This is a genomic window from Methylocystis rosea (genome assembly GCF_003855495.1).
In the GTDB taxonomy this organism is placed as follows: Bacteria; Pseudomonadota; Alphaproteobacteria; order Rhizobiales; family Beijerinckiaceae; genus Methylocystis; species Methylocystis rosea_A.
On the sequence record NZ_CP034086.1, the window covers coordinates 2752240 to 2764785 of the forward strand.

General features: G+C 65.6%; 11 protein-coding genes. 2 read left to right on the forward strand and 9 right to left on the reverse strand.

Going from position 1 to position 12546, the window contains the following annotated elements; genetic code table 11:
• Nucleotides 1-26: 26 nt before the first annotated feature.
• Entirely contained in the window at nt 27-1040 is a 1014-nt protein-coding gene (gene secG, locus EHO51_RS13335) for a preprotein translocase subunit SecG (protein ID WP_124739294.1), read from the reverse strand.
• Between the two features lie 164 nt (nt 1041-1204).
• A complete protein-coding gene (locus EHO51_RS13340; RefSeq protein ID WP_124739295.1) occupies nt 1205-1681 on the reverse strand; it encodes a hypothetical protein in 477 nt (158 codons plus the stop codon).
• Nucleotides 1682-1927: 246 nt separating this feature from the next.
• Here EHO51_RS13340 and leuB point away from each other — a divergent pair, with 246 nt between their 5' ends.
• Nucleotides 1928-3037: a 3-isopropylmalate dehydrogenase gene (leuB, locus tag EHO51_RS13345; RefSeq protein WP_124739296.1), complete on the forward strand. Its 1110-nt coding sequence runs from the start codon at nt 1928-1930 to the stop codon at nt 3035-3037.
• A gap of 17 nt (nt 3038-3054) precedes the next feature.
• Here the strand turns inward: leuB and folE are convergent, their stop codons facing one another.
• Nucleotides 3055-3627: a GTP cyclohydrolase I FolE gene (gene folE, locus EHO51_RS13350; RefSeq protein WP_029651417.1), complete on the reverse strand. Its 573-nt coding sequence runs from the start codon at nt 3625-3627 to the stop codon at nt 3055-3057.
• Between the two features lie 157 nt (nt 3628-3784).
• The gene (locus EHO51_RS13355; protein WP_245434595.1) at nt 3785-4888 is read right to left on the reverse strand and encodes a hypothetical protein; all 1104 of its coding nucleotides are present in this window, start codon (nt 4886-4888) and stop codon (nt 3785-3787) included.
• Nucleotides 4889-5131: 243 nt separating this feature from the next.
• On the opposite strand from EHO51_RS13355, the gene EHO51_RS13360 reads away from it, so the two are divergent.
• Complete coding sequence (locus EHO51_RS13360; protein WP_245434596.1) at nt 5132-6460, forward strand: cytochrome-c peroxidase; 1329 nt, start codon at nt 5132-5134, stop codon at nt 6458-6460.
• A 48-nt stretch (nt 6461-6508) separates the two neighbouring features.
• Here EHO51_RS13360 and murI read toward each other — a convergent pair whose 3' ends face one another.
• From murI to EHO51_RS13385, 5 genes are all read right to left on the reverse strand, one after another.
• Nucleotides 6509-7330 carry a glutamate racemase gene (gene murI / locus EHO51_RS13365; RefSeq protein WP_124739297.1) on the reverse strand — a complete coding sequence of 274 codons (822 nt, stop codon included), beginning with the start codon at nt 7328-7330 and terminating at the stop codon, nt 6509-6511.
• 421 nt (nt 7331-7751) lie between these two features.
• Nucleotides 7752-8654, reverse strand: coding sequence for a tRNA pseudouridine(55) synthase TruB (gene truB / locus EHO51_RS13370; protein WP_124739298.1), 903 nt, complete (start codon nt 8652-8654; stop codon nt 7752-7754).
• Nucleotides 8651-9034 carry a 30S ribosome-binding factor RbfA gene (rbfA, locus tag EHO51_RS13375; RefSeq protein WP_029651475.1) on the reverse strand — a complete coding sequence of 128 codons (384 nt, stop codon included), beginning with the start codon at nt 9032-9034 and terminating at the stop codon, nt 8651-8653. Before rbfA ends, truB begins: the two co-directional genes overlap by 4 nt.
• Nucleotides 9035-9229: 195 nt before the next feature.
• Entirely contained in the window at nt 9230-11848 is a 2619-nt protein-coding gene (gene infB / locus EHO51_RS13380; protein ID WP_124739299.1) for a translation initiation factor IF-2, read from the reverse strand.
• A gap of 37 nt (nt 11849-11885) precedes the next feature.
• Nucleotides 11886-12539 carry an RNA-binding protein gene (locus EHO51_RS13385; protein ID WP_245434597.1) on the reverse strand — a complete coding sequence of 218 codons (654 nt, stop codon included), beginning with the start codon at nt 12537-12539 and terminating at the stop codon, nt 11886-11888.
• Between the last annotated feature and the right edge of the window lie 7 nt (nt 12540-12546).

Genomic DNA, 12546 nt, shown 5'->3' on the forward strand with positions numbered 1-12546 from the left:
TCATCGGATGGCGGATTTGACGCCGGTTACTGGGTCGGGGCTTTCCAGATCGTCGAAGGCGCGGGCTTGGTTTCCGGCGCGGCGGGCTTCGGGGCTTCCGCGGCCGGGGCCTGCGGAGCCGGCGCGGCTGGAGCCTCCGTCTTCGGCGCTTCCCACTTCAAGCCGTCACTCTTCGACGCGTCGGGCTTCGGCGCTTCGGCGGCGGGCGGAGCTGCGGGAGCAACCGCTGCAGGCTTCGGAGCTTCCGCCTTGGGGGCTTCCGTCTTCGGGGCTTCGACAGGCGGCGCGACGGGCTTGGGGGCTTCCGCGGCCGGGGCCTGCGGAGCCGTCGTCGCCGGGGCCTCCGTCTTCGGCGCTTCCCACTTCAAGCCGTCAGTCTTCAAGCCGTCAGTCTTCGGGGCGTCAGGCTTCGCGGCTTCAGGCTTGGGCGCTTCGGCGGCCGGCGGCGCTGCGGGCGCAATCGCTTCAGGCTTGGGAGCTTCGGCAGGCGGCGCGACAGGCTTCGGCGCTTCAGCGGCAGGAGCCTGCGGAGCGGGCTCCTGCGACGGGCGCAGCGCCGGCGCTTCGGCGGCGGGCGGAGTCGCCGCTGGCGGGGTTGCGGCCGGCGGCGGCGCCGCGGCCGGCGGCGCCTCTACGGGCGCGCTCTGCTGGCGCTTCTGCTGGGCGCGCTGGAGCTGCTCGAAGATGCTGTCCTTGCCGGGTTCGGGCGCCGTTTCAGGCGCGGCCTGCCCGCCCTTGCCTTCGGTCTTGGGAAGCTCCTTGATCTGGATCGATGCTGGATCAAGCGCCTTGGTCCAGTCGTCGCCGCCTTCGCTGCGCCGTTCCCAGGCCGGCAGCACGGTCAGCGCGATGCTGGTGATAAAGAAGATCGTCGCGAGGATGCCCGTTGCGCGGGTGAGCGCATTGGCCTGGCCGCGGCCGGTGAAAACGCCGCTGCCGCCGCCCATGCCGAGCGCGCCGCCCTCCGACTTTTGATAAAGCACCAGAATGACGAGCGCCGTCACCACCATCAGGTGGATCGCGATAATGACCTGCTGCATGTGCACCCTTCCAGCCGCGCCTGAGCCGAGCTCGACGCGCAATCGTTGGGCGCCTTTTACACCAAGCGCCGCGCGCGCGGAAGGGGATAAGACCGTGCGATCAGCCGCCTAAACGAAGAATCGCGAGCCGGGCGGCTCGCGATCGTCCGCGTCGTGGACGCTGCTCAATAAAAATTGCCGTCCTGGCCCTTCCACTTCGAGCCTTCTTCGTCGAATCGCGTCTCGTCACTGAAGTCGATGACCCTGCCCGGCTCGATATATTGCTTGTCCTTGATCATCTGGTTCTGGATCGTCGTCGAATAATAGCTCGTGTTATCGGAGCAGCCCGGCTTCGCGCCGCCATCCGGCTTGCACTCGAGATTGGCGCCCTTCGGGAAGCGCACTTTCGCCGTGTAGTAGAACTCATAGCCGGCGTGACCGGCCCCTTCGACATCGAGCGGCCAGAAGCGCGTGACCTTGAAGTCCTCGATCACGACGTCCTTGTCGAATTTCTTCTTGATGAGATTTTCGAAGACCTGCTTCGCGTGCTCGGGCTTGGGCTCGCAATTGACGAGGCAGAAAGCCTTGGCGGGCGCCGCGCCGGCGAGGGCGCCGAACAGGCTAAGCGCCATGATATGCACGATGGTTTTGTAGCTCTTCATCTCAAGCGTCTCCCAACTGCGCAGAGCCTGCGCATCGCTTCCCGCCGACGTCGCTCATTGATTGACGCGTCTCGCGCGAAGCCCCCTTGCGTTTGACATTTTTCAAGCTGCACGGCTTAACGCGCTGCGGCAAGGGCGGCGCGGCAGGCGAATTGTCGCACGACAAAATGAAATTTCGTGCGGTTGCGTCGCCTTGTCGCGCGCTCTATTGACAGCGCGAGTTTCAAAGCCGACGACGAGGCATTCATGGCCATATACAAGCTTCTGCTCCTGCCGGGCGACGGCATCGGACCGGAAATTTCCGCCGAGGCCGAAAAGGTTCTCGCCGTTCTGAACGAAGCAGGCGTCGCCAGCTTCGAGGTCGAGCGGGGGCTCGTCGGCGGCGCCGCCTATGACGCGCATAAGCAAGCGATCAGCGAAGCCGACATGAAGCGCGCGCATGAGGCCGACGCCGTGCTGCTCGCCGCCGTCGGCGGGCCGAAATGGGACGGCGTGCCTTATGACGTGCGGCCCGAAGCCGGCCTTCTGCGCCTGCGCAAGGACTTGGGGCTATTCGCCAATCTGCGTCCGGCGATCTGCTATCCGGCGCTGGCCGACGCCTCTTCCCTGAAACGCGAGATCGTCGACGGTCTCGACATCATGATCGTGCGCGAACTGACCGGCGGCGTCTATTTTGGCGAGCCCAAGGAGATCACCGATCTCGGCAACGGCCAGAAGCGCGCGGTCGACACTCAGGTCTACGAGACCTATGAGATCGAGCGCATCGGCCGGGTCGCTTTCGAGCTGGCGCGCAAGCGCGGCAACAAGGTGACCTCCTCCGAAAAATCGAATGTGATGAAGTCGGGCTATCTGTGGCGCGAAGTCATCACCGCGCTGCATAAGCGCGAATATGCCGACGTGACGCTCGAACATATGCTCGCCGACGCGCTTGGCATGCAGCTCGTGCGCTGGCCCAAACAGTTCGACGTGATCGTCACCGACAATCTCTTCGGGGACATGCTGTCCGATGAAGCCGCGATGCTCACCGGCTCGCTCGGCATGTTGCCGTCGGCTTCGCTCGGAGCCGCGGATGAAAAGGGCAAGCGCCATGCGATGTATGAGCCCTGCCATGGCTCGGCGCCCGACATCGCCGGCAAGGGCATCGCCAATCCGATCGCCATGATCGGTTCGCTCGGCATGGCCCTGCGTTACAGCTTCGATCTGCCGAAGGCGGCAGACGCGATCGACGCGGCGATCGCGGGCGTGTTGGCCAAAGGCCTGCGCACGGCCGACATCAAGGGCGACGCGCCGTCGACCGTCTCAACAAAAGAGATGGGCGACGCGATCGTGGCGGAGCTGAAGACGGCGCTGTCCTAGAACAGGCTCCGCGCGATTTACTTCCCGTGCACCATGCCGAGGAATTCCTCGCGGGTGCGCGGATCGTCGCGGATGACGCCGAGCAGGCGGCTCGTCGTTAGCAGCGAGCCTGTCGTGTTGACGCCGCGCAGCGTCATGCAGCTGTGCTCCGCCTCGATGACGACGCCGACCCCCTGCGGCTCCAAAATATCCTGGATCGCTTCGGCGATCTCGGCGGTGAGCTTTTCCTGAATTTGCAGCCGGCGCGCGAAGCCATGCACGACGCGCGCGAGCTTTGAAATCCCGACCACGCGGTTGCTCGGCAGATAGCCGACATGCGCGCGCCCGGTCACCGGCAACATGTGGTGCTCGCAGAAGCTGACGACGCGAATGTCCTTGAGGACCACGAGCTCGTCATAGCCGCCGACCTCGTCGAAGGTGCGCTTGAGGTAGTCGCGCGGATCGACTTCATAGCCCGCGAAAAGCTCGCGGTAGGAGCGCGCCACACGCTCCGGCGTGTCGATCAGACCCTCGCGACTAGGATCGTCTCCCGCCCATTCGATGAGAACCCGCACGGCCGCCTCTGCGTCAGCTTGAGTGGGTTTGGCCATGCCTTCAGCCCTCCAGGATCGTCGAGACGGACGCGCCCGCCCAGCCCTGGATAAAGTCACAGGCTATGGCGTTTGGCAAAGGCCAGTGCTGATCCATTCGTCAAAAGAAAAACGCCGGCGCGCGCGCGCCGGCGTTTCGAATGGAGCCGTTCTCAGGTCAGCGTACGAGGCCGCCGATGGCCGATCCGACCGAGTTCACCGAGCGCTTGACGAAGCCGAAAGGTCCGTCGCTCGCGGGCGGTGGAGGCGGAGGCGGCGCGACCGGCGCCGGCTCAGGCGCCGCGACGGCCACCGGCGCCTCGGCGGCCGACTTGGGTCGGCTGGCCACCGGCTTCGCCGGCTTCTTCTGCTTCACCACCTTTGCGCGCGGCGCGGGCTTTGGCGTCTCGATCGTTTGCTCAGCGGCGGCCGGCGGCGCTGAAACTGGCGCGGCCGGCGCAGCCGCTTGCGGCGGCGTCAGCGCCGCGGCTTTCGGCGGAACGGCTTTCGGCGGCGACGTCGGCGCCGGGGCCGACGGCGTCGTCGCCGTCACTGGCGCCGTCGCCGTCATGGGCGTTGGCGTCGTCGCCGTCATCGGCAGCGGCGCCGTGGGCAATGGCGCGAGTTGCGGCGCAGCGGCGGCGCCGGTGGGAACAGGAATGGTTGCGCCAAGCGGCGCAGCCGCCGGATTGGTCGGCGTCATCGCCGCGCCTGCCACCGGCGCTGGCTCCGACTGGAGGTCCGCGCCAGACGCAGGTTCGGCTGCCGGCGCAGGCTCAGCCGGCGCCCTGGCGCTTTCCTCAAGCGCGGGCGCTTTGGCGGTCTCATCATCCGTAGGCGCGGCGTCCTGCGGTTGCGGCGCGGCGCTGCCGAGAACGGGTTCAGCGGCTTCCGGAGCGGCCAAAGGCGGCGCCGTGGCCAGCGCCGGATCCTCGCTTGGCTGGACCGCGCCCCACGGACCCAAGACAAAGGTCAAGGCCGCCAGTCCGGCGATAACCACCGCGGCCGCCGCGAAGAACAAGGCCCGACGGCCGCCTTCGCGCTCTTCCTCCGGCTCGTCGTAGAATTCTTCCTCCGTCGCATGGACGGCGCTCCAAGCTTCCTCTGCGCGCGGCGCTTGAGGAGAAGGACCCGGATTGATCGCTGCATTCGTTGGCGGGCGTTCGAAGCCCTGAGCCGGCGCAGCAGTTGGCTCGGGGGCGTGGCCGAGGTCGCGACGCAGCAACTCTTTAAACTCGGCAAATTCAGCCATCAGCTCCTTATCGTCGCCGATATCCATCATGCCTGAACCCTTTCATTGGCGCGCGCCAAGGACTCCGCGATGAGTCGCGCGCGGTCGCACCATCCGCGTCCAGACAAACGTTAAAATGTGGCTGTACTGCGCCAGGTTGCTTTCAGGAGATTAAATCTGGTTAATTTCAGTGTGTTGGATGTAAGTTGACGGCGCAGCTTGCTGCTGCGCGCGCGGCATGCAGTGTAAATTCGCGGCCTTGCTGGAAGATATCCAAATTAACGAAATTGACCTTTGCGCCGCGCGATTCCTAAAGTTTCCGAAGGCGCGGAGAAACGCGCTTTCTTCTCCAACGGGCTGCTCAAAGTGACCCTTTCCTGTCTACGCAAGGCGCGCCAAGCCGCGCTTTGCGCCGTCTTCGCAGTGCTCGGCTCGCCGCTCGACGCGCAGCCTGCGCCACCTCGCGCCGGCGCGGCGGACGAACGCGGCCTGACGGCGCTCGAACTCCTCGGCAAGCGCGTGTTCGAAGACGCGAGCCTGTCCCGCCCGGCGGGCGTCTCCTGCGCCTCCTGCCATGACGCTGCGACGGCCTTTCAAGGCAATAATGGTTCGAGCGTCCCTGCCGTGGCGCGGGGCTCGCTGCCGACGTCTCTGGGCAAGCGCAACACGCCGTCGATCATGTATGCGTCCTTCGCGCCGCCTTTCGAATTCATCGACGATAAGGATGAAGAGACCGGCAAGATCGAAAAAATTCCGGCTGGCGGACAGTTCTTCGATGGCCGCGCGCACGATCTCCTCGCCCAGGTCGAAGGTCCGATGCTCGATCCGCTCGAGATGAACGCGCCGTCGAAACGCTTTATCGTCGAGACGGTGCAGGGCGGCGCCTACGCCGACCTTGTCCGCCAGGTCTATGGCGACAAAGTTTTCGCCGATCCGGACGCCGCCTTCGTGAAGCTCGCGCAAGCGGTCGTCGCTTTCGAGGCGAGCGCGCGCTTTCATCCCTTCGCCTCCAAATTCGACGATTATCTGCGCGGGCAAACGCAGTTGACGGCGCTGGAGAAGAAAGGCTTCGAACTCTTCAAGGACCCGAAGAAGGGCAATTGCCTCGCCTGCCACGCCGGCAAGGAAGATTCGCGCAATCCGCAGGACTGGCTCTTCACCGACTTCACCTATGACGCGCTCGGCGGTCCAAGAAACAAAGCGATTCCGACCGCGGCGAAGGCTGATTCAGCTCCCGATCTCGGCCTGTGCGCGCGACCGGGACTCGCTGAAGTCGCTCCCGCGGACTTCAAGGTCGAGAGCGTCTGCGGCGCTTTCAAAGTGCCGACCTTGCGCAACATCGCCGTCACCGGCCCCTATCTGCACAATGGCGTCTTCGACAAGCTTCGCGACGTCGTCGCCTTTTACGCGACGCGCGACACCGATCCTGGTCACTGGTACCCGAAAGACCGAAGCGGCAAGCCGGAAAAATTTGACGACCTGCCGGCCACCGCGCATGAAAACGTCAACCTCGACGAGGTTCCCTACGATCGCAAGCCCGGGCAAAAGCCGCGGCTGTCCGATAAGGACATCGACGCCATCGTCGCGTTTCTCGAAACTTTGACCGATCGGAACAAGCCATAACGCCTTCTGGAACATTGGCGCTTTGGCGAAACGCGACCACGCCCCGCACTAGGCGGTAGGGACAACAGCGGTCCACGCAAGGCCGTAGCGCGCGAGCGCTGCGCCGAGCGGCGCCGGGGGACGAGCGCCGCTCGTGAAGATGATGCGACGGGAGACCGGCTGGCGTCCCGGCGCATCCGCGCCGAAGCGCTCGCCAAGCAATTGATCCGCGCGCCGCGCGATCGCCGGCGCGGGGTCGATCCACTCGACCGGCCAGGGCGCAAGACGTTTGAACTCGTCGATCAGCAGCGGATAATGCGTGCAGGCGAGAACGATGGCGTCCGTGCGCCTGCCGCCTTCTTCCCGGAAACAGGGAGCGATCTCGGCGCCGATGTCGGCGTCTCTCACGCCTTCCCCATGCATGTAGCTCTCAGCGAGACCCGCCAAACGTTTCGAGCCGACGAGCGTCACCGAGCAATGCGCGGCGAATTGCGCGATCAGGTTTTGCGTATAGTCGCGCGCCACCGTGCCCTGCGTGCCGAGCACCGAGATCATCCTTGACCGTGTGCGCTCCGCCGCCGGTTTGATCGCCGGCACCGTGCCGACGAAAGGCAAGGCGGGCCAATGCACGCGCAAGTAAGGCAGAACGATCGTCGACGCGGTGTTGCAGGCGATGACCACGATGTCCGGCGCGTGATCGGCGATCAGCCGCTCCATCAGTTCCATCACGCGTTCGACGAGCTCCGGCTCCTTCCAGGACCCATAAGGAAAGCCGGCGTCATCCGCGCAATAGAGATAGTCCGCCGATGGCCGCAGCTTGATGATTTCGGCAAAGACCGTGAGGCCGCCGAGACCGGAATCGAAGACGAGGAGTTTGGGCGGACGGGTCATGTGCGGCGAATCTCGAAGCCAATTGGACAAGCTTCCCGTGACAAGATCAACTGCCGGTCGGTCGAGGACAATATTTGACGGGTTGTTCTTACCCGTCGAGGTTAGGCATCATGCGAGATGTAAAACACCCTCAGGCCCGCGCTGGCGGAACTTCTGAAGAAATCACGAGGCAGGCGCGTCGCATCACAGGCCGAGCGGCGGAACCTGGCGTCAAACAGGCGGAGATCAATCGCGCGATCGATGATCTCATGCGCTTTCGCGAAACCACGCGAAAGGCGCCGCTGGCCGAGGTCTTGGGCGCGCGCCATCAAAACCCTAAATAGCGGCTGGCTTCGCCGTCGAATGCGCCGGTCCTCGCTGGATCGGCTTGCCGACGAATGCCCGCCGCATCGTCCGGCTGCGTCGCGCTTGTCGAATAGGCTCAGAACGGGAGATTAAACACCCGCGCCGGCGCGAGCGCGCCCTGGACGATTTCGCCGAAGGCGACCGGCACGCCGCCGCAAGCGGCGTACACAATGCCCTCATGCGGCGCGTCGCGGCCCCGCAAAATCACCGAGCCGCCACGCCGCAGCCGCGCCGCCATGTCGCGATCGACAACGACGCAAGGCAGTTCGGCCAATCCGGCTTCGACCGACAGCAGCGCCTCTGCGGCCATGTTCTGATTTTCGATCTCGTCGAGCGTATAAGCGTCGTCCTCGACGAAAGGCCCGACGCGGGTGCGTCTCAGCGCCGTGACATGGCCGAAACAGCCCAAAACCCGACCGAGATCGCGCGCAATCGCGCGCACATAGGCGCCCTTGCCGCATTCCATGACGAAGGTCGCCTCGTCGCGAGACGCGTCGATTAGCGTCAGCGAGCGGATCTTGACCACGCGCGGCTTCAAATCGACCAGCTCGCCCTCGCGGGCGATGTCATAGGCGCGCTCGCCGGCGATTTTAATCGCCGAGAATTGCGGCGGCGTCTGCGAAATCTCGCCGACGAACTGCGGCAGCAGAACTTCGATCGCGGCGCGCTCCGGCCGCACAGCGCTCTCCCGCACGCCCCGACCGTCGGCGTCGTCAGTGTCGGTCTCGACGCCCCAATGCACGGTGAAACGATAGGCCTTCTCGCCGTCCTGAACGAAGGGCACGGTCTTGGTCGCTTCCCCGAAGGCGACGGGAAGAATGCCGGACGCGAGCGGATCGAGCGTGCCCGCATGGCCGGCCTTCTGGGCGTTGTAGATGCGCTTGAGGCGCGACACCGCCTGCGTGGACGTCAGGCCGACAGGCTTATCCAGCGCCAGCCAGCCGTCCACGACGACTCGGTCCGATTTTTTTTTGCTCATTCCTCAACGCCATCCTCTTTGGCGTCGTCGCCATCGGCGAGATCGCGCTTCACACGGTCGGAACTGAGCAGCGCGTCGATGCGGGACACATTGTCGAATGTGTCGTCGATGCGAAAGCGGATTTCGGGCGCGAACTTCAAATTCACCTCTTGCACGATCTCCCCGCGCAAAAATCGCTTGTGGCGATCCAGCGCGGCGAGCACCTCAGGCTCATCCTTGCCGCCAAGCGGAACGACGTAAATCGTCGCGAGCTTGAGATCTGGACTCATCTTCACCCGCGAAACGGTCACGACATGCTGTTCGAGCACCGGATCAGTGATTTCGCCGCGTGTGAGCAGCCGGGCGGCGGCGTGACGAACGAGTTCGCCGACGCGCAACATACGCTGCGACGGCGCCCCGGCCTGTGAGTGATGAGCTCTGGACATTTTGGACCCGGTAATTGCAGTCGTCTCACGCCCGTGCTTGTGGCGGACATACCGCGCATGACGCGTAATGAATGAAGGTAGCGCGGCTCAGCGCGACGAGGATGGCCGGGACAGGCCCGGCCATGACGTTTCGCGGCGGCGCAGCGCCGCTTACAGCGTTCGCTTGATTTCCTCGACGCGATAGCACTCGATGACGTCGCCGGCGCGCATGTCCTGGTAGTTCTCGAAAGCCATGCCGCATTCCTGTCCAGCGGCGACTTCCTTGACCTCGTCCTTGAAGCGCTTGAGCGTCGAGAGCTTGCCCTCATGCACGACGACATTGTCGCGGATGAGCCGCACATTGGCGCCACGCTCGACATTGCCATCCGTCACGCGGCAGCCAGCGACCTTGCCGACCTTCGAAATATCGAAGACCTCGAGGATCGTCGCATTGCCGAGCAGGGTTTCACGCAGCGTCGGCGCCAGCAGGCCGGACATCGCGCCCTTCACGTCATCCACGAGATTGTAGATGATGTTGTAGTAGCGAATCTCGATGCCGGCGCGTTCGGCCGCGTCGCGTGCCTCTTTGTGCGCGCGCACGTTGAAGCCGATGACCGCGGCGTTGGAGGCCTCGGCGAGCGAAATATCTGATTCCGAGATGCCGCCGACGCCGGCATGCACGATGCGCGCCCCGACCTCTTCGGTGCCGAGCTTTTCGAGCGCCGCGGCGATGGCTTCGACCGAGCCCTGCACGTCGCCCTTGATGACGAGGGGGAATTCCTTGCGGCCCGCCGTCTTGAGCTGGCTCATCATGTCGGAAAGCGAACCGCGCGCCGAACCGCCGCGCGCGGCGATCTTGTCGCGCTTCATCCGCTCGCGATATTCGGCGATCTCCCTGGCGCGGGCTTCCGACTCGACGACAGCCACGCGGTCGCCGGCTTCCGGCGTGCCGCTGAAGCCCAGAATCTCGACAGGGAAACTCGGGCCGGCTTCGGGACGCGCGGCGCCCTTGTCATCGAGCAGCGCGCGCACGCGGCCCCATTGGGTTCCGGCGACGACAATGTCGCCGACGTGTAGCGTGCCGCGCTGAACCAGCATGGTCGCCACAGGCCCTCGGCCCCGGTCGAGCCGCGCCTCGATGACCGTGCCTTCGGCGGCGCGATCGGCGTTGGCCTTGAGGTCAAGCACCTCGGATTGAAGCGCGATCAGCTCGAGCAGCTTGTCGAGATTGGTATGCTGTTTCGCCGAGACTTCGACTTCGAGCGTTTCGCCGCCCATGGATTCGACCTGCACTTCATACTGCAGCAGTTCGGTGCGCACCCGCTCAGGCTTGGCGTCCGGCTTGTCGATCTTGTTGATGGCGACGATCAGCGGGACATGAGCGGCGCGGGCGTGATTGATCGCCTCGATCGTCTGCGGCATGACGCCGTCGTCAGCCGCGACGACCAGCACCACAATGTCCGTGACCTTGGCGCCGCGGGCGCGCATCGCCGTAAAGGCGGCATGGCCGGGCGTGTCGATGAAGGTGATGGCGTGACCGTTGGGGGCCGTCACCTGATAGGCGCCGATATGCTGGGTAATGCCGCCGGCTTCGCCGGAGACGACATTGGCCTGGCGAATGGCGTCGAGCAACGACGTCTTGCCGTGGTCGACGTGGCCCATGATCGTGACGACAGGCGGACGCGCCGTGAGATCGACGTCGACGTCGGGCGTGTCGAACAGGCCTTCCTCGACGTCGGATTCGGCGACGCGCTTGACCGTGTGGCCCATCTCTTCCGCGACGAGCTGCGCCGTATCAGCGTCGACGACGTCGTTGATCTTGTGCATCTCGCCCTGCTTCATCAGCAGGCGGATGACGTCGACCGCGCGCTCCGACATGCGGTTCGCGAGTTCCTGAATGGTGATCGTCTCGGGAAGGATCACCTCACGCAGAACTTTTTCCTTCTGCTCCACCTGGCCGCGGAACAACCGCTGCTGGCGGCGCTTGAAGGAGGCGACGGAGCGCGTGCGCTCTTCGTCGGTTCCGGCCGTGGCGGTGGAGACCGTCAGCCGGCCGCGATCTTTCATGGCCCCGCCGCGAGAGGGGGTCGGGCGCGGCGGCGCGGGCGGCGTGAAGCCGCCGATGGTGCGCACGGGCGGTCGTCGCACCGCGGCTTCGCCCTCTGTGCGAATGGGCGCGCGGGCGCCGGCCGGACCAGGCGCGGCGGCCCCGACGGGATTGCGCGGCGCTGCAACGCCGGCGGCGTCGCCGGGCAGCCGGCGACGCGCTTCTTCCTCGGATTTGCGTTTCGATTCGGCTTCGCGCGCGAGACGCTCTTCTTCCTCGCGCTTGCGCGCGTCGGCGGCGGCGCGCTCGGCGTGCTCGCGCTCCTCGCGTTCGTTGCGCGCCTTGGCGTCGATTTCCGCGCGGCGGCGATCGTCCTCTTCGCGCGATTTTGCGTCGACCAATGCCCGGGCGCGCGCCTCGCGCTCCTCATCGGTCAACGCGCGCAGCACGACGCCCGAGCCGGAGCGCGGCGCAGGCGCCGAACGCTGGGTCTCGGATTTCGGCGCGGCCTTCGGCGGCGGCGCCGGCGGCTCCGCAATCGGGGCCGTCGCGCCGGCCGGCTTCGCCGGTTCGACATGTCCGGGCGCGCGGCGCTTCACCTTCTCGACCACGACCACTTTTGAGCGGCCATGGGAGAAGCTCTGACGGACCATGCCGTGCTCGACCGGTCGCTGCTTTAAGTGCAACGTCTTCGACGGCGCGACGGTCAGAGTTTTGTCGCCGCTGTTCTCGCCTTCGCTCATCCAGTTCCCAATCCTGGGTCGCTACGACCCGTTAACTTCAGTCTGCGCAGCCGCTCGGCTTCGCCTCGTTTTCGTCGCCCGTCGCCGTCGCGCCGTCGATGCATACGCCCCGATAGGCTGCGAGTCGACGGCATCGCCCGATGAAAGCCGTCGTCGGACCGCTCCCGGCGAGGGCAGCATGTATCACATTTGTGCGGCCCAACGCCAAATCCAATTGCACCGACGAAAATAAGCCGATGACGGGGGTCGTCGACCCGGCGCGCCGGGCCGCTTGGGCAAGCTTGCGCTTGCCGTCTTCGCCGCCGTCGCGCGCTTCGATCAGGGCGCGGACAGAACCTTGCGCGAGGGCGTCGGCGACCTTGCCGAAGCCTGCCGCAACGGCGCCCGCCTTATTGGCCAGCGACAGCATCTGCAGACAATCAGCTTCGAGCAATCGGTCGACGTCCTCGGCCAGTTGCGGCGCGGCGTCGATCTGCGTCTTCAGCGCGCGCGCGAACAGACGTTTTTGCGCCGCCTGCGCAACGACGTCGGCGCGCGCCGTCACCCAGACGCCGCGGCCCGGAAGCCGCGCCTTGATGTCGGGCGCAAGCGCGCCGTCCGGCCCGCGCACAAAGCGGATCATCGCCTCGGGCGCGCCGCTCTGGCGCGTCACGATGCAGGTCCTCTCCGAAACATGCGGCTCGCGCGTCATGCCCTCG